The sequence below is a fragment of the Mesorhizobium sp. C120A genome, from assembly GCF_030323105.1.
Taxonomy (GTDB): Bacteria; Pseudomonadota; Alphaproteobacteria; order Rhizobiales; family Rhizobiaceae; genus Mesorhizobium.
Genome location: NZ_CP100476.1, coordinates 2,161,069 through 2,179,861 on the forward strand (window position 1 = coordinate 2,161,069; position 18,793 = coordinate 2,179,861).

The following is an 18,793-nucleotide window of genomic DNA, read 5'->3' on the forward strand; positions in this document are numbered from 1 at the left end:
CCACTTTTTGGGATCATGCTCTAAGCCAGCCCGATGCGCGTGGCGCCGAGCTTGAACAGGGCTGTGGCATCCCGGTCGAAGCGGAAGGTGTCGATGAAGTCGTCGGCTCGGTAATCCGGAAGCGTCTTGCGGATGGCGGCGGCGAAGTTTTTCGCCTCGTCCAGCCGCCCAGCCAACGCCAGGCAGTGGGCGGCGATCGACAGGATGATGACATGTGCGTTGGGGCGGGCGGCCGCCTTCAGCGCCCATTCGGCCGCCTCGTCGAACTGGCCGAGGCGGACATGCGCCATGGCGCGTGCGCCCAGCATGCCGAACAGCATCGGGTCGAACGGCGACAGATGGCGCGAATGATCCGACGATCCGATCGCCGCGTGCGGGTCGCCCGACTGCGAATGCACGAAGGACAGCGCATAGTGGCCAAGCGCGAAGTTCGGGCTGAGGTCGACGGCTCTTTGCAGTTCTAGCACGGACGCATCACCCTCGCCGCGCAGCCACAGCGCCCGGCCCATCGCCCAGTGCGCGGCGGGATTATGATCGTCGACCAAAACGCTCTGGCCGGCCGCCTCAAAGGCAAGCGCGCTGTCCTGGTCGCGGTCGCCCCAGCGCTGGAAGGCGCTCTGCCAATGGGTGAAGGACAGGCCGGCATAGGCGCGGGTAAAGGTCGGATCCTGCTGCAGTGCGATGCCGAAGAAATGCCTGGCCTGCTCGTTTTCGCTGCGGGTGAAGCGATACATATGCCAGAGTCCTCGATGGTAGGCCTCCCAGGCATTGAGCGAATTGGGCGCCTTCAGCATGGCGCGGTTGCGCTCGACCATCTCTATCTCGGATGAGATGAAGGCCACGATGCTGTTGCCGATATCGTCGAGGACAATGAAGATGTCCTCGGGCTTGCGCTCGAAGGTCTCGGCCCAGACGATCCTGGCCGTGCGCACCTCGACAAGCTCGACGGTGACGATCAGGCGGCCGGTCAGGCTGCGCACCGTGCCGGTGGCGACATAGTCGACATCCAGCCTGCGGCCGGCATCTTCCGGCGCGATGTTCTTTTCTGCCAGCGCAAAGACCGAGCCCCGGGCGATTACAAAGAAGTCCCTGAGCTTGGCGAGGCGGGTAATGATGTCGTGGGTCAAGCCGTCGGCCAGCCCACCACAAACGCCGCCGGCATCTTCGGCAAATGGCATCACGGCAAGCGAAGCTTTGTGGGGCGCCGCGGCTTCGGTGGGGGCACGCGCGATCGGGCTGTGGCCCGCCACCGGCGCTACCGCAGGCTGTGCCGGCAAAGTCGCGCAGTGACGTTCCGCGCGAATGGCAAGCCACGCCTGGCGCACAGGGCCGAAATCCAGCTCTTCCGATTGGAAGAGCGATGCCGCAGCGGCAAGATGGTCTTCGCAGGCGCCGAACTGGCTGCGCCGCGCCAGCCTCACCAGGAGTGCGACATGGGCGCTGCTGTCGAACGGGGTCAATTCCAGCCATTTTTCGAGATGGGCGGAGACGTCTTCGGAATCGGCCGGCAGCGTCTTGACCAGATGTTCCAGTATAGCAGCTTGGCAGGAACCGAGACGGCGGCGCTGCGCGGTCAGCCAGCTGTTGAAGAGAGGGCTGCGGTCGATCTCCAGCCCTTCGAGGAAGTCGCCGACGAACAGGTCGGAGAGCAACTGCAGTCGCGTCGGCTCGAGCGTTTCGATGCCTGCGGCAGTTGCCGCGCCAACATCCAGCACGTCGACCGAGATACCGTCGAGATCAAGCACGATCGTATCATGCACGGTTACGATCCGGCCGCGGCCCGGTTCGTCGAGCGCGGCCCGCAGCTTGCTCAGGCACCAGCGAAGCTCACCCCTGGGATCATTTGGAACGTCCCACAGCAACTCGCAGAGCTTGCCACGTCCGACCGGATGGGGCGCCAGCGCCAGATAGGCCAGCAGCGCGCGCAGCTTGCGCGATGCCGGCAAGGCCACCGGAGCGGCGTCGCGCACAATCGCCAGCGGGCCGAAAAGCCGCAGAGACAGGCCTTTCCGGCTGCTTGCCTGGCTCGATTCCACGCCTGTTTCCACGCCTTTTCCCACGCTTGCCCACCGGACCTTGTTTTATCACCGAACGCGACAAAGTGCACACCCGGCTCGCAGATTGTGTGCCGAATGTGGTGCTTTCCACATTGTGGCACTTCAAAGACCTGTAGTGCGGCAAGGTGTCGAAACCTCGTCGCCCAAACCGCCGGTGTGTAACCGGCCCGTGAGCAAGAACCAGGAGTTTACCCATGTTGCATCAGCAGAAAATCAGAACCACGGCAGGCCGCGGCCGCCTTTTCGACAGCATTCTCGACACGGTCGGCGACACGCCGGTCATCCGCGTCAACAATCTCGGCCCGGCGCATGCGACCATCTACGTCAAGGCCGAGTTCTTCAATCCGGCTGCGTCGGTGAAGGACCGGCTGGCGCTCAACATCATCGAGGAAGGTGAACGCACCGGCGCGCTCAAGCCGGGACAGACCATCGTCGAGGCGACCAGCGGCAACACGGGCATCGGTCTTGCCATGGTCTGTGCGCAGAAGGGCTACAAGCTGGTGGTGACGATGGCCGACAGTTTCTCGGTCGAGCGCCGCAAGCTGATGCGGATGCTGGGCGCCAAGGTGGTGCTGACGCCGCGCGCCGAGAAAGGCTTCGGCATGTACAAGAAGGCGGTGGAACTGGCCGAAGCCAATGGCTGGTTCCTGGCCCGCCAGTTCGAGACCAAGGCCAACGCCGACATCCATGAAGCAACCACGGGACGCGAGATCGTCAACGATTTCGCCGGCTCGCGGCTCGACTATTTCGTCACCGGCTACGGCACCGGCGGCACCGTCGCCGGCGTGGCGCGGGTGCTGCGCCGCGAGCGGCCTGAGACCCGGATCGTGCTCACCGAACCGGCCAACGCGCAGCTTGTCGGCAGCGGCAAGCCGCAGATGCGTGGCGCCGGCGGAGCGCCGGCCGCCAGCCATCCGTCCTTCGAACCGCACCCGATCCAGGGCTGGACGCCGGATTTCATCCCGCACGTCCTGCAGGAGGCCATCGATGGCAACTTCTATGACGAGGTGATGCCGATCGCCGGGCCGGAGGGCATGAAATGGGCCAAGGCGCTGGCGCAGCAGGAAGGCATCTTCACCGGCATTTCCGGCGGTTCGGCTTTTGCCGTGGCGCGCCAGATCGCCGGCACGGCACCGGCCGGATCGGTGATCCTGTGCATGCTTCCCGATACCGGTGAACGCTACATGACCACGCCTTTGTTCGACGGCATCGAGGCCGAGATGAATGCGGAAGAGCTTGCTCTCTCGCGCTCGACGCCCGGTTGCCAGTTCCCGGCATGATGACGCGGGAGCAAATTGCATGGACGCGATGCCTGGACACTCGGCTACCAGTGCCGAGGAAACGCTTGACCCCTCGGACTGGGCCGATGTGCAAAGCCTGTCGCATCGGATCGTTGACGATGCCGTCGCTTACCTGCGCGATGTCAGGCAACGGCCGGTGTGGCAGGAGATGCCTGGAGATGTGAGGGATTTCTTCACCGCCTCGCTGCCGCAATCGCCGACCCCGCTTGCCGACATCTATGGCGATGTCGTGGACAAGGTGATGCCCTATCCGATGGGCAACATCCATCCGCGCTTCTGGTCCTGGTATATGGGGTCGAGCAATTTTACCGGCGCGATCGGCGATTTCCTGGCGGCAATCCAGGGCTCCAATCTCGGCGGCGGCAACCATGCCGCCGCCCTGATGGACGGCCAGGTGGTCGACTGGTGCAAGCAGATGATGGGCATGCCGGCTTCGGCCAGCGGTACGCTGGTCAGCGGCGGCTCGATGGCCAACATCATCGGGCTCACCGTGGCGCGCAACACCAAGGCCGGCATCGACGTGCGCGAGCACGGCGTTGGAGCAATCGAAAAGCCTTTGCGTTTCTATGGCTCGGACCAGGTCCATTCCTGTCACCGCAAGGGGATGGAAGCGCTCGGTCTCGGCAACAAGGCGCTGCGCCGCATTGCCAGCGACACCGGCCTGCGCATCGACATTGAAGGTTTGAGGACTGCGATATCGGAAGATCGCGCGGCCGGGTTCAAGCCGGCCTGCATCATCGGCAATGCCGGCACTGTCAACACCGGCGCCATCGACGATCTGCAGGCACTGGCCAAGCTGGCGCATGAGGAGGATCTCTGGTTCCATGTCGACGGCTGCATCGGCGCGCTGATCGCGATCGCGCCCGAGAATGCGCGTCGTGTCGCCGGCATCGAATGGGCCGATTCCATCGCGCTCGACCCCCACAAATGGCTGCACGCTCCGTTCGAGGCAGGCTGCGCGCTGGTCAGGGATGCCTCGGCGCATCGCAAGACCTTCGCGGTGACGCCGGAATATCTGGAATCGACACCGCGCGGCCTCGCCTCCGGCCAATGGCTGCACGATTATGGCCTGCAGACGTCACGCGGCTTCAAGGCACTCAAAGTGTGGATGGCGTTGCGAGAACACGGCGTCGAAAAATTCGGCCGCCTGATCGACCAGAACATTGCGCAGGGGCACTATCTCTCGGGCCTGATCGCGGCCGATCCAGCGCTCGAACTGACGGCGCCGACCAGCATCAATATCGTCTGCTTCCGCTATCGCGCGGATGGTCTCGATAGCGAGCGCGCGAAGGCGCTCAACACCGAGATCATGCTGACGCTGCAGGAAGAGGGCATCGCCGCCATTTCCGATACCACGGTGCAAGGCCAGCATTGCCTGAGGGTGGCGATCAACAACCACCGGACCCGGCGCGAGGACCTCGACCTTCTGGTCGCCGAAACGGTTCGCCTGGGCAACGAGATCGCTTCTGCCTGACCGGCCATGGGGTAGTTCTCAGCCGCTGGCGGCCTCCTTTAAATCGCCCTCCGTAGCGGGAAACGTCACGCCGGGAAGGTAAAATGTGATCGGCCGGATTTCGTAGACTGCCGAGGGATTCACGCGGCGCAAGTCGCGCGCAGCCGCAATCGCCGCCTCCTGCGTGGCGCAGTCGAGGACATAAAGACCCAGCAATTGTTCCTTGGTCTCGGCAAACGGCCCGTCGATGACGATGCCGTCTCCCGGACCACGCAGCGTGACGGCGTCGGCGGTCGCGCCCAGTCTTGCCGCCGGCCCGAGCTTGCCTTCGCGGGTCAATCTGGCATTGACCTCGAGCAGGTCGTGCATCAGCGCCGCATCCTGCTGCGGCGTCAGGGACTGGATGGTCTGTTCGACGTGATAGGCCAGGATGGCGTAAAACATGCGGCGATCTCCTCCTGTTCGAGCGGCCGCACTATTGCAAGGGCAGGTTGGTTGATCCACCCCCGGTGCCCAGCGAGACGCTAGTCTGCTGCCTTATGCCGCCAGCGGCAGGCTGAGCTCCGTCAGGAGGCCGCCGCGAGGATGGTTGGACAGGTTGACATCGCCGCCGGCGGCACGCGCAATGTTGCGGGCAATGGTCAGGCCTAGCCCGAGACCGCCGGTCTGGCGGTTGCGCGATTGCTCCAGCCGCACGAAGGAACCGAACACCTGGTCGAGCTGCGCCTGCGGTATGCCCGGCCCCTCGTCGCGGATAACCAGCGTGACCGTGCCGTCCGACTGCCGCAGGCTGACATGGGCTTTCTTGCCGTAGGTCACGGCATTCTGGACCAGATTGTTGACGCAGCGCTTGAGCGCCACCGGCCGCGCCATGCAGATCATGCCACGCGGCCTGGCGCCGTCATGGTCGAACGTGACGTCCTCGAAACTGTCGGCGATCGATTCCACCAGCGACCAGAAATCGATCCGCTCGCTCTTCTCCTCGGTGACTTCGAAGGTGGCGAAGTCGATGACGGAGCTGGCGATGCTCTCGATGTCGGCGAGGTCGTGGGCGAGCGCCTCGCGCGCCGTCGATCTGCGCAACAGTTCCAGGCGCAGCCGCATGCGGGTCAGCGGCGTGCGCAGATCGTGGGCGAGCGCGGCGGCCAGATGTTCGCGGTCCTCGACATAGTCGCGCAGCCTCACCTGCATGGCGTTGACGGCTTTGGCCGCGGCGCGGATTTCGCGGCTGCCGGTCTCGGCGATCGGCGGGCTCTTCAGGTCCGTGCCGATCCGGTTGACCGCCGTTTCCATCATCCGATAGGGCGCCGTCAGCCGGCGCAGCGACCAGATCGACATGATCACCACCAGGGCCGCGATCAGCGAATAGAGCGGCAGGCTGTCGAAGCTCAATATCGGTCCGACCGGCGTGTTGGGCTCGGTGAAATTCAGCCATTGGCCGTCGGCGAAGCGGACAGAGGCCGTCAGCTTGTCGCTTTGGGCGAAGCTGGCCGCCAGCGATAACAGGTCGCGCTCCACCGCGCCAACATCCTTGGTCACGGCCACACCGCCAGGCGCGTTGGCTGCCTGGGTTGCCGGATCGCGCCGGACGCGGGCGTCGGTGATGCCGAATTTCGACAGCCGCCCGACCAGAATGTCCTCGAGCTCGGCCAGTTCGTCGTCGCCGGCGATCGACGAGGTGACCGCGGGCGTGTCCGAAACAGTGAGCGCATAGGTGGCGTTGAACAGACCGGAGGCCGTCAGCTTGCGCTGCTCCGGCGTGTCGTCATGCATCAGCTGCACCAGCGAATAGGCGCGGTCGTTAAGCCGGTAGAGATCGACCTCGTCATTGGCGACGGCACGATCGCGCGAGACGATGTAGAGCGTGGCGACCTGGCTGATCAGCAGGCCGGCAATGACGATGAGCAAAACCCAGACCGGCAGGGTTTGCGGCAGGAAACGTCTCATTCGGAGGTGGTCTCGGGCAGGAACTGGTAGCCGCCGCTGCGCACAGTCAGGATCAGTTTCGGCGTCTTGGGGTCGTCTTCCATCTTGCGCCTGAGACGGCTGACCAGGATGTCGATGCTGCGGTCGAAGGAATAGTCGCTGTCACCGCCGGAAAGCTCGATGAGCTGGTCACGGGTGAGGACGCGCTGCGCGCTTTTGACGAAGGTCTGCAACAGGTTGAACTCCGCCATCGTCAGCTCGACCCTGACGTCGCCCGGCGCCATCAGCCGGCGGCGCGAGCAGTCCATCGTCCAGCCGGCGAAATGATAGATCTGCTTGGTGGTGGCCCGCTTCGGCTCGGCAGCACCATTGCGCCTCAAAACGGCGCGGATACGGGCCAGCAGCTCGCGCGGATCGAAGGGTTTGGGCACATAGTCGTCGGCGCCCATTTCCAGGCCGACGACGCGGTCGGTGGTCTCGGTCACCGCCGTCAGCATGATGATCGGCGTCGAGTAGCTGGCCCGCAGGTCGCGGCAGAGCTCCAGCCCGCTCTTTCCTGGCAGCATCACATCAAGCACGATCAGGTCTACCTGCGTGCGGCGCAGTATGTCTTCCATCTCGACGCCGTCGGCGGCAACCGTGGTGCGCAGGCCGCGCTTCTGGAAGAATTCCTGAAGCAGGTCGCGAATGCCCTTGTCGTCGTCGACGATCAGTATGTGCGCATCGGATTTCACGGCTATCCTGTCATTGCTGGCGGCCGGTCGGCGGCTGCCTTCTGAGTCTGCTTCTGTGGCGTCACCCACACGATAGAATTCTGGCCACATGTTGGCCAGCGGCGATGATCGCCCGCAAAGCCGATTTGCCAGAAACAATCCAGAAACAAAATTCTATAGTCCGGAAAAACTCCCGAAAAAAATCAAGGGCATAAAGGGTGTCGTGGCGGTCAGGACATCGGCTGCGACGCGAAGTCTCCGGAGTAACGGACATTACCGATGCACAGGTTCACGATCAGCTTGATGGGTGCGCTGCTCAGCATTCCGCTCGTCACAGCCGCGATCGGAGCCACAACCGCAAAGGTGACGCCGATCACAAGGAGCGAGCGCTGCATCGATCTCAATCGCCAGGTAGACGAAGCCCTCGACACCCATGCCGCGGCAACGCAGGTCACCGCGGCGAAAGCACTGCAAAGAAAGGGAAACCGGTTCTGCGCCAACAAGAAACAGGCACAGGGTATCCGGATGCTCGCGAACGCTTTGAAGCTGCTTGGAGTGACACCGATCGACCCGGTTCAGTGACACTCGAAACTCGACCCGCACAAAGAAGGAAATGAAGCCATGAAAAAGTCCATCCTCTCCGCCACCGGTCTCGCCGTCGCTCTCGCTTTCGCAATGCCGGCTCTGGGCAATGCCGCTGCCACCACGACCGCTGCTCCGGCTGCTTCCACGACCACCGCTCCGGCGACCACGACCGCCAAGCCCCCGGTGAAGAAGGTCGTCGCCAAGAAGCCCGTCAAGAAGCACAAGAAGGCGAAGAAGGTCGTCAAGACGGACGCCCCGAAGGCCTGATCCAGACAGCCAACAGGCTTGTCTGTAACAAGGCCGCTCCAGCACCCCCCGGCTGGAGCGGCCTTGTCGTGTGAGAGCATGATTACCCGTTGATGGGTGCCGGCCACCCAGGACTTTAACCCGTTTGCAATGCCGGTCCGGTAGGACAGCCCGCATGAAGAAGCGGCTTTCATCCATTCTGCGCTCGATGGCCATCGGCGGCCTTGTCGCCTCGGCAATGGTCAGGGTGCTGGTCCAGTTTACCGCCAGCCCGGTGCCCGATCCGGTGAGCGGGCGCACGGAGCCGTCGCTGTTTGCACCGGCAATCTCCAGCAGCTGGCAATACATCACACCATGGCAAAGCCTACTGCTTACCGTGATCACCGGCGCGGCGCTGGCCTGCTTCTTCGGCTGGCTCGCGGTCGCCGGGGTCGAATACAAGGCGGCCGGATCAAGGCCGGATGCGGCATCCAGCGCACGGCAATTCCAGGCTCGTCGCGTCGCCAATCGCCAGGGCCGTTGAACCGCAGCATACACTTCCTAAATTTGTGAACGGCAGCACTTCCGGGAAGCCGGTTTGGCGCGCCGATCAAAATGGACGACGGCTTTCCCCCATGACAAAGTGAGAGCGACCCCTCGCGCGATACCGGTTCCCGATGCCTGAAATCAGTTCCAAACCCCGCACCAAGACCAAGCCGCAGACCGAGCGGCCGAAGCTCTACAAGGTCATCCTCATCAATGACGATTTTACGCCGCGCGAATTCGTGGTGACGGTGCTGAAGGGCGAGTTCAAGCTCAGCGAAGACCAGGCTAACCGGGTGATGATCACCGCGCACCGGCTCGGCGTTTGCGTCGTTGCCGTCTTCACCAGGGATGTCGCCGAGACCAAGGCGACACGGGCCGTCGACGCGGCCAAGGCCAAGGGGTACCCGCTGCTGTTTACGACGGAGCCGGAGGAGTAGGTTGAGCGTCTTTCTCCCCGTATAGTGACGGGCAGAAGGGATCCTTACCTTCCCTCTCTGTACCACATCGCGCCCATGGCCAGCAGCAGCAGGCAAAGGCCGAGGAAGCCGCCGAACAGGGGTACGCGCGAGACGGCTTTGAGCACGCTGTCGTCGGTGCTGCGCAGGCCGATCCAATCTGCGCCCGAGGCCGCACCGGAGGCGCGGACCGGGACGATGGAGGGCAGGGTGACGCTGCCGGTGAGCTGGCCAAGGGTGGAGGAGGCCGCCAGCCGGCGCACGCTGCCGCCGGTGGCCTCAGTCGGAGCCTTCAACCGGTCCTCGGTAGAGACGACGTCGGAGAATTCCGGCGCGTTGACCGGGCCGACATGGGCGAGTGCGGTCAGGTCACCATTGCCGATCTGGTAGAGGCCGATCTCCTTGGTCTCGATGCTGCCCAGGAAAACGCCGGGTTCGGACTTCTCCAGCTTGATGATCAGCGCCTTGCCCGAAGGGGTGATCACCTGCGCCGGGCCGGGATCGTCGCTCATCGTCTGGCGGCGGATTTCCAGCATCATGCCGCGGCCGTCGGCGGTCAGCCGCTCTTCCTCGAGTTCAGGTTCCTTCATCAGCCAGTGGGCGATGCGGCGGTAAAGCTGGACATGCGGCCCGCCACCCTCGAAGCCGCGCGCCCATAGCCAGCCCTGATCGGACAGAAGCATGCCGACGCGGCCTTCGCCCTTATGATCGAGCAGAAGCAGCGGGCGGTTGTCGGCGCCCTTCATCACCACTTCGCCTTCGGGGTTCTGCACGCCGATGGTGCGGAACCAGCGGCTCCAGCGCGGCGGCTCGGTCGCCGAGCCGTCGAGGCCGCGCGTCACCGGATGGCGCTGGCCGAGATCGGTGAGGCGCGGATAGAAGGCCTTGTCGATGACTTCGCCGGTCGGCATTGCCGGCAGCGACGACATTAGCGGGGTGCGGGCGATCGAGGCGTCGCCGGCATATTCCGGCCCGGCGGCAATCAGCAGCGCGCCGCCCTTTTCGACATATTCGGAGATGTAGTCGTAATAGAGGATCGGCAGCACGTCGCGGTGCTGGTAGCGGTCGAAGATGATGAGATCGAAATCCTTGATCTTCTCGACGAACAACTCGCGGGTCGGGAAGGCGATCAGCGACAGTTCGTTGATCGGCGTGCCGTCCTGCTTTTCCGGCGGCCGCAAAATGGTGAAATGGACGAGATCGACCGAGGCGTCGGATTTCAGCAGATTGCGCCACGTGCGCTCGCCGGCATGCGGTTCGCCGGAAACCAAAAGCACGCGCAAGTTCTCGCGGATGCCGTCGATCAGCGCGATGGCGCGGTTGTTGGCGTCGGTCAGTTCGCCCGGCTCGCGGTCGATGGAGAGTTCAACGATGTTCCGGCCGGCGCCGGGGATGGTCACCTGCAGCGGCATCGCCTGGCCGATGGTCGCCTCTTCGACCGCGACCTGCTCGCCATTGACCGAGACGCGGACATCGACCGGGCCGGTTTCGCCGTCGGTGGCGATGACGCGGTAGGTCATGTCGAGCGGCTTGCCGACGAGGCCGAAGCGCGGCGCGTTCTCGAAGCGGATGCGGCGGTCCTTCTCGTGCTCGTTGCCGGTGATCAGCGCGTGCAGCGGCGCATTGAAGTCGGGGGCGGCCGGTGCGTCATGCACCTCGCCATCGGTGATCATGATGGCGCCACCGATGCGCGAGGGCGGCACGTCGCGGAAGGCGCCTTCAAGCGCTGCAAAAAGCTTGGTCTCGGTGCGCTCGTCGGCGGCTTCCGACTTGCCGGCCTCGACGACGCGGACGTCGAACTGCTTGAAGCGGCCAAGGCGCTGCTGCAAACCGGCAAGCGCTTCGTCGGTCTGTTTGGTCCGGTCGCCGATATCCTGGCTCTGGCTGCGGTCGACGATGACGGCAACGACGCTCTTCAGCGCCTCGCGCTCCTCATCGAGGAAGACCGGATTGAGGAGTGCTGCGCCCAGCGCAATCAGCGCCGCGAAGCGGAAGATCGCGCCGCGCTGGCGAAACCACAAGCCGACAGCCGCCAGCACCAGCAGCGGTGCGAGCACCAAAGCCAGCAAGGGCCAGGACAGCAGCGGTTCGAAGGAAATCGACCAGTTCATAGGCTTACTGCCCCAGCCGTTCGAGCAGGATCGGCACGTGCACCTGGTCGGATTTGTAGTTGCCGGTCAGCATGTACATCATGATGTTGACGCCGGCGCGCAGCGCATAGATGCGCTGCATCGGATCCGATGGCACGGTCGGCAAAAGCGGGTCACCATTCTCGTCGACGGCCCAGGCGCCGGCAAAATCATTGGCGGTGATCAGGATCGGCGAGACGCCGTCGCCGACGCGTACCGGCCGATTCTCGGCATTGCTGGCCTCCAGCGAGGCTTCCACCCAGAGCGGGCTGCCGGAGAAGCGGCCGGGAAATTCGGGCAGGATGAAGAAGGATTTGGTCAGCACATGGTCGGCGGGCACCGGCTCCAGCGGCGGCACGTTGAGATTGCCGAGAATGTCGCGCAACCGTTCCGTCGCCGGGCTCGCCGAATCCGCACCGATGCCGTTGGCGAACTGGTCGCGCGTGTCGAACAGCACCGTGCCGCCCTGCTGCATATAGGCGTCGATGCGGGCGATCGCGGCTTGGCTCGGCATCGGCGCGGAAGGATCGATCGGCCAGTAGATCAGCGGATAGAAGGAAAGCTCGTCCTTCGAGATATCGACGCCCGCCGGCGCGCCCGGCTCGAGCGCGGTCTTCTCGATCAGGAAGCGGGTCAGGCCTTCGAGCCCGGCGCGGCTGATCGAATCGTCACCGGGCACACCGGTCAGCACATAGGCGATGCGGGTCTTGGCAATATCCTCGATAGCCGCGGCATCGCCGGGCTTGGCATCGTCGGCGCGGGCGAGGTCGGCATGGCCAAACAGCATGCCGAGGCCAAGCAGCAGCGCAGCCGTCGTTGCCGCAGCCGAGCGGGCGCGGCGCGGCCGGCGCGACATCAGCCCGCCCATCCAGAACACCGCCAGCGTGTCGAGTAGCATAAGCACAAGTGCCGCTGTGACCAGCGATCCCTTGAGGTCGCGCGATTCATCGAAAGCGTACTGGATATTGGTCACCGGCACTGTGAATTGCGGGCGCACCAGCGGCGCGAAGGCGGTGGCCGGGTCGAGCAGATTGTGGGCGAAAACGCCGGTTTCCGAGCCATAGAGGCCGGGCGGGTTCTCGAACGTCACCGGCAGCGAGCCGGCGCCGGGGACCAGCGGTCGTGCGTCCGGCGTCGGCGGCACCAAAGTGCCGTCGGCGGCTATCATGCGATAAGGCGCCAGCGACGTAGCAGCGGCTTCAGCGTTGGCGACCGCCGCACCCTGGTTGCGCGACAGCTGCACGATGCGCCGCAGCATCTCGACGAAGCTGCCGGAGATCGGCAGCGTCGACCATGTCGCTTCCGGGGTGATGTGGAACAGAACCAGCGTGCCCTTGCCCTTCTTCAACCCGGTCACCAGCGGGGTGCCATCGGCAAGGGTTGCCCAGGTGCGTTCGACGATGTCCGGGGTCGGTTCGGCCAACACCTGCCGGCTCACCGTGACCTCGGCCGGCGGTGCGAGGTCGGCGAACGGGCCGTTCTTCGGGAATTCGGTCACCGCTTGCGGCGTTGTCCATGACAGCGCGCCGCCAAGCGAGCGCTCGCCGGTGCGCAGCCTGACCGGCAACAGATCATCGTCATTGCCGGCGGCGGCCAGCCGCGAACCGGCAAAGCGCACCAGCGTGCCGCCATTGTCGACCCAGTCGACCAGCCGCTGATGGACCTGCGGCGGAATGGTACCGATATCGGCCATGACGATCATCGCCGGTTTCTGGTCGAGAAGCTGCGGGATGGCGTCGGCGAGATCGACGCTCGACGGTTCGACCAGATCGGCGAAAGGCTGCAGCGCGCGCCTGATGTAATAGAGCGGCGACAGAAGCGGCTGCGCCTGGTCGGCCTCGGCCTGCGATAAAAGTCCGACGCGGCGGCGCTTGGAGCTTTCGTCGAGCACGCGCACCGCACCTGCCTGGCGTTCGCCGTCGAGCGCGATCGAGGCGAACTCGTTGCGCAGTTCGAACGGCACCGCCATCGTGCCGGTGGCGGTGGTCTCACCCGGCGCGAAGGTCAGCGTCGCGTCGGCGATGCGGCGGCCCTTGTCGTCGAAGGCGCCGGCTGTGACTTGTGCCGGCGCCGGATCGCCGGGCGCGCGAATGGCGGTCAGGGCGAAGCCGTCGACCTCGTTCTCGGCGCCGGTGAGCCCAGTCAGCGCCAGCCGGTCGGAATTGGCCCAGACGACACGGGCGGCATTTTTCGACAGCAGTGTGTTGAAGGCGGCCTCGTCGCCCTTTGCCGCAAGGCCGTCGGCGAGAACGGCAACGCTGGCGCCGGGCAAGGCTTCCAGCACGCCGGCGACGCGGGCATAGACAGCGGGTCGGTCGGTCGGGATCGGCCTCGGCTTGGCGGCGCGCAGCCGGTCGAGGGCAGCCGCCGCATCGAAGGGGCCGATCTCGGCGTTCGGCTTTTCGGCGGTGAAGGCGATGACGACCGGTACGCCGTTCGAACCGGCATCGGCGATCAGCCGCTGGGCGGTGGCGACGCGCTTGCCCCAGTCGGCGGCACTCGCCCAGTCATTGTCGATGACCAGCGCCAGGGCGGCGCCCTCGGCCGGCAATTTTTCGCGCGGATTGAAGACGGGTTCGGCCAAAGCGGCGACGACAAGGGCTGCCATCAGCAGCCGCAGCAGCGTCAGCCACCACGGGCTCTGCTGCGGCGTTTCCTCGCGCTTCAGCACGCGAGCGAGGATCTTCAGCGGCGGAAAGATTTCGGACTGCGGCTTGGGCGGCGTGAGCCTGAGCAGCCACCAGATCACCGGCAGCGCCAGCAGGCCCCACAACACGATGGGAGCGCCAAAGGAGAGCGGCAGCCAGCTCATGCGCCGGCCCTTCCCACGAATGCGCCATCGGCGGTCATCGCCATGTGGATGCGCACCAGCGCCTCGGAAGCGAGGCGGTCGGTGTGGTTGACGGTATAGCTCCAGCCGAGGCGCTTGCACCAGCTGGCCAGCTCCTGGCGGCGGGCGGTGTAGAGCAGGCGATATTCGTCGCCGAGCATTTCGGCGCGGCCGGCGGTCAGCTTGTCGCCGGTCTCGGGATCGGTGAATTCGGTGCGGCCGGCATAGGGAAAGGTCTCCTCCGCCGGATCGGCAACCTCGATCAGATGCGCACGCACGCCATGCCGCGCCAGCACATCGAGCCATTCCATGGTCTCCTCGACCGGGTCGAGGAAATCGCTGACGACGACGATGTCGCAGAAGCGGCGGACGGCGGACAGGTCAGGCTTTGCCGGCGGGTCGGCGGCGTGCATCAATTGCGCCGCGATGCGCTCGGCGCCGTTGCGGGCGGTGAACGGATCGGTCAGGCCGGGCCACGCGATGCGCTCGCCGCTGCGCGACAAAAGTTCGGCCATGGCCAGTGCCAGCACCAGCGCGCGCGATTCCTTGGAAACGCTGGCGCCAGTCGATTTGTAGAGCATGGAGGGCGATGGGTCGGCCCAAAGCCACACCGTGTGGGCTGCTTCCCATTCGCGGTCGCGCACATAGGTGTGGTCGTCGCGGGCCGAACGGCGCCAGTCGATGCGCGAGGAATCGCCTTCGACATAGGGGCGGAACTGCCAGAAATTCTCGCCGATGCCGCGCTTGCGGCGGCCATGCCAGCCGGCAATTACCGTATTGACGATACGGCGTGCCTCGACCAGCAGGTCCGGCACCAGCGAAGCCCGCAACCGGCCCCTGGCGAGCGCGTCGCGCGTCGCTGCCGGTGCCTGGACTTCGCCGATACGCGCCATCAGATTCCTTTGGCCAGTTTCGCTACCACGTCGCGCACGGTCGTGCCCTCGGCGCGGGCGGCAAAGGTCAGCGCCATGCGGTGCTGCAGCACCGGTTCGGCCAGCGCGCGGATATCGTCCACCGACGGCGCCAGCCGCCCGTCATAAAGCGCGCGCGCACGGGCGCACAGCGTCAGCGCCTGGCTGGCGCGCGGGCCGGGACCCCAGGCGACATGCTTGTCGGTCTCGGCATTGCCCTGGCCGGGACGCGCCGAACGCACCAGTTTGAGGATGGCGTCGACGACGCTTTCGGGCACCGGCATACGGCGGATCAGCGTCTGGATTTCCCTCAGCCGCGCCGGCTGCAGGACGTTTTGCGCCTTGGCGTCCTCGATGCCGGTGGTTTCGAGCAGGATGCGCCGCTCGGCCTCGATTTCAGGATAAAGGATATCGACCTGCATCAGGAAGCGGTCGAGTTGCGCTTCGGGCAGGGGGTAGGTGCCTTCCTGCTCCAGCGGGTTTTGCGTCGCCAGCACATGGAAGGGCGCGGGCAGGTCGTGGCGAATGCCGGCGATGGTGACGTGATATTCCTGCATCGCCTGCAGCAGCGCCGACTGGGTGCGCGGCGAGGCGCGGTTGATCTCGTCGGCCATCAGCAATTGCGCGAAGATCGGGCCGGAGATGAAGCGGAAGGAGCGCCGGCCGGCCTCGTCCTGCTCCATCACCTCTGAGCCGAGAATGTCCGACGGCATCAGGTCGGGTGTGAACTGGATGCGGCGCGAATCGAGGCCGAGCACGACACCGAGCGTTTCGACCAGCTTGGTCTTGGCAAGGCCGGGCACGCCGACCAGCAGCGCATGGCCGCCGGCAAGCAGCGCCACCAGCGTGCGCTCGACCACCACTTCCTGGCCGAAAATGACGCGGCCGACGCCGTCGCGCACCCTGGAAATATCGGCCAGCGCCGTCTCGGCCTGGGCGATCATGTCCTTTTCGCTGATTGGGCTTTCCTTGACCATTACGCTCATGCCGCATCGATCCTTGTGCTGGAAGTACCGGCTTGCACTGTAGTGCCTTAGAATGCCGCGATTCGGCTTCGCCTGGCGCCTACGAATGAATTTAAATCACAGCCTTAGGCTGACAAGCGGAACAACAGTGACTATTTCGTGACCATGACGGAACGCTCCGAACATCGCGAGCACAGCCTTACTGCCGCAACCGAGGCGCGCGGTCTCGAAGCGTTGATCTCGCGTGCGGCTCGCGCCGGCAAGGGCGCGGCGCCGGTGGAGCGCTGGAATCCCGACTTTTGCGGCGATCTAGACATGGAGATCAAACAGGACGGAACGTGGTTCTATCTCGGCACGCCGATCGGCCGCATGCCGCTGGTGCAGCTGTTTTCCAGCGTGCTGCGCAAGGACGAGGATGGCAGGACCTATCTGGTGACGCCGGTCGAACGGGTCGGCATCCGCGTCGTGGACGCGCCTTTCATCGCGGTTGAAATGGATGTTTCCGGCGCCGGCGCCGAGCAGACCATCACTTTCCGCACCAATGTCGGCGATGTCGTCGAGGCCGGACCTGGCCATCCGCTGCGCTTCGTCGACGAGAACGAGACCGGCGGGCTAAAACCCTATGTGCTTGTGCGCGGGCGGCTGGAAGCGCTGGTGGCGCGGCCGGTGATGTACGAACTGGTCGAGCATGGCGAGGAGATCGATATCGGCGGCAAGACGATGTTTGCCGTGCGCTCGAAAGGCGAAATCTATCCGATCATGCCGGCGGAAAAACTGAAGCGGCTGAGCGCATGATGGATCAGGTGAGGCCGCCGCCGTTTTCCACAGCGGATTTTCGCGCGCGGGTCGCGGCGCAAGCTGAAGTCCATGCCGGCGACGATTATGGCGATCATCGCTTCAACCCCGGCCATCCACGGTTGACGCAGCTCAAAGCGCTGCGCGACGCCGCGGTGCTGATCCCGGTCGTCGATCATGGACGCGATGCGACCGTGCTTTTGACCAAGCGGGCGGAAAAACTGCGCAGCCATTCCGGGCAGGTGGCTTTTCCTGGCGGCACCATTGATCCCACCGATGCGACCCCGGAAGCAGCGGCCTTGCGCGAGACCTTCGAGGAGATCGGCCTCGGCCATGACCGCATCGAGATCATCGGCCGCATGCCCGATTATGTCGCCGGCAGCGGCTATCGCATCGCGCCGGTGCTGGCGATCGTCGAGCCCGGTTTTACGCTGTCGCTCAATTCCGACGAGGTCGACGCCGCCTTCGAAGTACCGCTTTCGTTCCTGATGGATCCGGCCAACCACACCAGGGACAGCCGCATGTGGAACGACCTGGAATGGTTCTTCTACGATATGCCCTATGGCGGCCAGCGCATCTGGGGCGTCACCGCCGGCATCATCCGCACGCTCTATGAAAGGCTCTATGCTTGAGTGATCCGGTATCGCTGGCGGGCAGAGCCGACTGGCTGGGTGAAAAGCATCTGCAGCGGCTGCTTGCCGTGCTGGCGCAAGGCGGCGAGGAAGCCCGCATCGCGGGCGGTGCGGTGCGCAATGCACTGATTGGGCAGCCGGTCGCCGATATCGACGTTGCTACCACTTGCCTGCCCGAGGAAACCGTTCGCCGCGCCGAGGCGGCGGGCTTCAAGGCGGTGCCGACCGGCATCGAGCACGGCACGATCACGGTGATTGCCGGCGGCGCGCCCTATGAGGTCACCACGCTGCGCGCCGACATCGAGACCGATGGCCGCCGCGCCAAAGTGTCGTTCGGCCGCGACTGGAAGGCCGACGCCGAACGGCGCGATTTCACCATCAACGCGCTCTATGCGGAGGCTGACGGGACGGTCGTCGACCTGGTCGGCGGCGTCGGCGATATCGAGGCACGAAGGCTGCGCTTCATTGGCGATGCCGAGCAGCGGATCCGCGAAGACTATCTGCGCATCCTGCGTTTCTTCCGCTTTTTCGCCTGGTACGGCGAGGGTCGGCCCGATGCCGAGGGATTGAAGGCCTGCGCCCGGCTCAAGGACGGTCTCGCCCATCTCTCGGCCGAACGCATCTGGTCCGAGCTGAAGAAGTTGTTATCGGCCCCAGATCCGTCGCGCGCCTTGCTGTGGATGCGCCAGGCCGGCGGGCTCACCAGCGCCCTGCCGGAAAGCGAGAAATGGGGCATCGATGCCATTCATGGGCTGATCAAGACAGAAAAGGATCTGGGCTGGGCGCCGGACCCGCTGCTCAGGCTGGAGGCGATCGTGCCGCCCGATGCGGCGAGGATGAAGACACTGGCCGAGCGGCTGAAACTTTCGACCACTGAGGCGGAGCGCCTGCGCCACTGGGCGCTGACGGCTGCCGTCGAGCCCAAGACAAGCGAAGCGGAACTGGCCAAGAAACTCTATTCCGGCGAGCGCCAGGGTTTTCTCGATCGCCTGCGGCTGTCGCTGGCGTCGGCGCGAGCGCGGGCTCTCGAGGACAATGACGCGCTGGTTCAGGCCGGCGGGTTTTCGCGCCTGCTCGCTTTTGCGCTGAAATGGGAAAAACCGGTGTTCCCAGTCAAGGGCGGCGATCTGACGGCGCTTGGCGCGTCGCCGGGGCCAATGCTCGGTGCGATTCTGAAAAACCTGGAAAAGGAATGGATCGGGTCCGGCTTTGCGCTCGATCGCGACGCGCTGCTGGAGCGCGCCGCGGAAGCCTTGAAGGCCAGATAGGA

17 protein-coding genes are annotated in these 18,793 nt (G+C 65.0%); 9 read left to right on the forward strand and 8 right to left on the reverse strand.

Annotated features, from left to right (window positions below; translation table 11 throughout):
- Window positions 1–20: 20 nt before the first annotated feature.
- Entirely contained in the window at window positions 21–2,036 is a 2,016-nt protein-coding gene (locus tag NL532_RS10580) for a transcriptional regulator (RefSeq protein ID WP_031202626.1), read from the reverse strand.
- A gap of 215 nt (window positions 2,037–2,251) precedes the next feature.
- Between NL532_RS10580 and NL532_RS10585 the strand changes: the two genes are divergently transcribed.
- Window positions 2,252–3,337: a PLP-dependent cysteine synthase family protein gene (locus NL532_RS10585; RefSeq protein ID WP_023691604.1), complete on the forward strand. Its 1,086-nt coding sequence runs from the start codon at window positions 2,252–2,254 to the stop codon at window positions 3,335–3,337.
- A 19-nt stretch (window positions 3,338–3,356) separates the two neighbouring features.
- Complete coding sequence (locus NL532_RS10590) at window positions 3,357–4,832, forward strand: pyridoxal phosphate-dependent decarboxylase family protein (RefSeq protein ID WP_023828131.1); 1,476 nt, start codon at window positions 3,357–3,359, stop codon at window positions 4,830–4,832.
- A gap of 18 nt (window positions 4,833–4,850) precedes the next feature.
- On the opposite strand, the gene NL532_RS10595 is transcribed toward NL532_RS10590, so the two are convergent.
- The 3 genes from NL532_RS10595 to NL532_RS10605 all read right to left on the reverse strand — a co-directional run bounded on the left by NL532_RS10595 (window position 4,851) and on the right by NL532_RS10605 (window position 7,471).
- Window positions 4,851–5,255 (reverse strand): YciI family protein, encoded by a 405-nt coding sequence (locus tag NL532_RS10595; protein ID WP_023828130.1) that lies wholly within the window; start codon window positions 5,253–5,255, stop codon window positions 4,851–4,853.
- Window positions 5,256–5,348: 93 nt separating this feature from the next.
- Entirely contained in the window at window positions 5,349–6,758 is a 1,410-nt protein-coding gene (locus NL532_RS10600) for an ATP-binding protein (RefSeq protein ID WP_023670001.1), read from the reverse strand.
- A complete protein-coding gene (locus tag NL532_RS10605) occupies window positions 6,755–7,471 on the reverse strand; it encodes a response regulator (protein WP_023670002.1) in 717 nt (238 codons plus the stop codon). The genes NL532_RS10600 and NL532_RS10605 overlap by 4 nt, the downstream gene beginning before the upstream one ends.
- 258 nt (window positions 7,472–7,729) lie before the next feature.
- Here NL532_RS10605 and NL532_RS10610 point away from each other — a divergent pair, with 258 nt between their 5' ends.
- From NL532_RS10610 to clpS, 4 genes are all read left to right on the forward strand, one after another.
- The gene (locus NL532_RS10610; protein WP_023828129.1) at window positions 7,730–8,032 is read left to right on the forward strand and encodes a hypothetical protein; all 303 of its coding nucleotides are present in this window, start codon (window positions 7,730–7,732) and stop codon (window positions 8,030–8,032) included.
- A 39-nt stretch (window positions 8,033–8,071) separates the two neighbouring features.
- Window positions 8,072–8,302: a hypothetical protein gene (locus NL532_RS10615; RefSeq protein WP_023670004.1), complete on the forward strand. Its 231-nt coding sequence runs from the start codon at window positions 8,072–8,074 to the stop codon at window positions 8,300–8,302.
- 154 nt (window positions 8,303–8,456) lie between these two features.
- Complete coding sequence (locus NL532_RS10620; protein WP_023828128.1) at window positions 8,457–8,804, forward strand: hypothetical protein; 348 nt, start codon at window positions 8,457–8,459, stop codon at window positions 8,802–8,804.
- 133 nt (window positions 8,805–8,937) lie between these two features.
- On the forward strand, window positions 8,938–9,243 hold the full coding sequence (gene clpS / locus NL532_RS10625; RefSeq protein ID WP_023734979.1) for an ATP-dependent Clp protease adapter ClpS: 306 nt from the start codon (window positions 8,938–8,940) through the stop codon (window positions 9,241–9,243).
- 44 nt (window positions 9,244–9,287) lie between these two features.
- On the opposite strand, the gene NL532_RS10630 is transcribed toward clpS, so the two are convergent.
- The 4 genes from NL532_RS10630 to NL532_RS10645 are packed head-to-tail and all read right to left on the reverse strand — an operon-like array spanning window position 9,288 to window position 16,117.
- Window positions 9,288–11,372 (reverse strand): membrane protein, encoded by a 2,085-nt coding sequence (locus NL532_RS10630; RefSeq protein WP_023828127.1) that lies wholly within the window; start codon window positions 11,370–11,372, stop codon window positions 9,288–9,290.
- A gap of 4 nt (window positions 11,373–11,376) precedes the next feature.
- A complete protein-coding gene (locus NL532_RS10635) occupies window positions 11,377–14,202 on the reverse strand; it encodes a DUF4159 domain-containing protein (protein ID WP_023828126.1) in 2,826 nt (941 codons plus the stop codon).
- The gene (locus tag NL532_RS10640; RefSeq protein WP_023823398.1) at window positions 14,199–15,113 is read right to left on the reverse strand and encodes a DUF58 domain-containing protein; all 915 of its coding nucleotides are present in this window, start codon (window positions 15,111–15,113) and stop codon (window positions 14,199–14,201) included. Before NL532_RS10640 ends, NL532_RS10635 begins: the two co-directional genes overlap by 4 nt.
- Window positions 15,113–16,117 carry an AAA family ATPase gene (locus tag NL532_RS10645; RefSeq protein ID WP_023705921.1) on the reverse strand — a complete coding sequence of 335 codons (1,005 nt, stop codon included), beginning with the start codon at window positions 16,115–16,117 and terminating at the stop codon, window positions 15,113–15,115. Before NL532_RS10645 ends, NL532_RS10640 begins: the two co-directional genes overlap by 1 nt.
- Window positions 16,118–16,261: 144 nt before the next feature.
- Here NL532_RS10645 and NL532_RS10650 point away from each other — a divergent pair, with 144 nt between their 5' ends.
- From NL532_RS10650 to NL532_RS10660, 3 genes are read left to right on the forward strand one after another with little or no spacing between them, the layout of a single operon-like run.
- Complete coding sequence (locus NL532_RS10650) at window positions 16,262–16,891, forward strand: DUF1285 domain-containing protein (RefSeq protein WP_023686147.1); 630 nt, start codon at window positions 16,262–16,264, stop codon at window positions 16,889–16,891.
- Window positions 16,891–17,523 carry a CoA pyrophosphatase gene (locus tag NL532_RS10655; protein ID WP_023686146.1) on the forward strand — a complete coding sequence of 211 codons (633 nt, stop codon included), beginning with the start codon at window positions 16,891–16,893 and terminating at the stop codon, window positions 17,521–17,523. Before NL532_RS10650 ends, NL532_RS10655 begins: the two co-directional genes overlap by 1 nt.
- Window positions 17,520–18,791: a CCA tRNA nucleotidyltransferase gene (locus NL532_RS10660; RefSeq protein ID WP_023686145.1), complete on the forward strand. Its 1,272-nt coding sequence runs from the start codon at window positions 17,520–17,522 to the stop codon at window positions 18,789–18,791. Before NL532_RS10655 ends, NL532_RS10660 begins: the two co-directional genes overlap by 4 nt.
- Window positions 18,792–18,793: the final 2 nt, after the last annotated feature.

What these genes read in the sequence shown, in the direction of transcription:
- NL532_RS10585 (WP_023691604.1), top strand. Translation starts at nt 2,252, where the DNA reads ATGTTGCATCAGCAGAAAATCAGAACCACGGCAGGCCGCGGCCGCCTT.
- NL532_RS10590 (WP_023828131.1), top strand. Translation starts at nt 3,357, where the DNA reads ATGGACGCGATGCCTGGACACTCGGCTACCAGTGCCGAGGAAACGCTT.
- NL532_RS10595 (WP_023828130.1), bottom strand. Translation starts at nt 5,255, where the DNA reads ATGTTTTACGCCATCCTGGCCTATCACGTCGAACAGACCATCCAGTCC.
- NL532_RS10600 (WP_023670001.1), bottom strand. Translation starts at nt 6,758, where the DNA reads ATGAGACGTTTCCTGCCGCAAACCCTGCCGGTCTGGGTTTTGCTCATC.
- NL532_RS10610 (WP_023828129.1), top strand. Translation starts at nt 7,730, where the DNA reads ATGCACAGGTTCACGATCAGCTTGATGGGTGCGCTGCTCAGCATTCCG.
- NL532_RS10615 (WP_023670004.1), top strand. Translation starts at nt 8,072, where the DNA reads ATGAAAAAGTCCATCCTCTCCGCCACCGGTCTCGCCGTCGCTCTCGCT.
- NL532_RS10620 (WP_023828128.1), top strand. Translation starts at nt 8,457, where the DNA reads ATGAAGAAGCGGCTTTCATCCATTCTGCGCTCGATGGCCATCGGCGGC.
- clpS (WP_023734979.1), top strand. Translation starts at nt 8,938, where the DNA reads ATGCCTGAAATCAGTTCCAAACCCCGCACCAAGACCAAGCCGCAGACC.
- NL532_RS10630 (WP_023828127.1), bottom strand. Translation starts at nt 11,372, where the DNA reads ATGAACTGGTCGATTTCCTTCGAACCGCTGCTGTCCTGGCCCTTGCTG.
- NL532_RS10635 (WP_023828126.1), bottom strand. Translation starts at nt 14,202, where the DNA reads ATGAGCTGGCTGCCGCTCTCCTTTGGCGCTCCCATCGTGTTGTGGGGC.
- NL532_RS10640 (WP_023823398.1), bottom strand. Translation starts at nt 15,113, where the DNA reads ATGGCGCGTATCGGCGAAGTCCAGGCACCGGCAGCGACGCGCGACGCG.
- NL532_RS10645 (WP_023705921.1), bottom strand. Translation starts at nt 16,117, where the DNA reads ATGAGCGTAATGGTCAAGGAAAGCCCAATCAGCGAAAAGGACATGATC.
- NL532_RS10650 (WP_023686147.1), top strand. Translation starts at nt 16,262, where the DNA reads ATGACGGAACGCTCCGAACATCGCGAGCACAGCCTTACTGCCGCAACC.
- NL532_RS10655 (WP_023686146.1), top strand. Translation starts at nt 16,891, where the DNA reads ATGGATCAGGTGAGGCCGCCGCCGTTTTCCACAGCGGATTTTCGCGCG.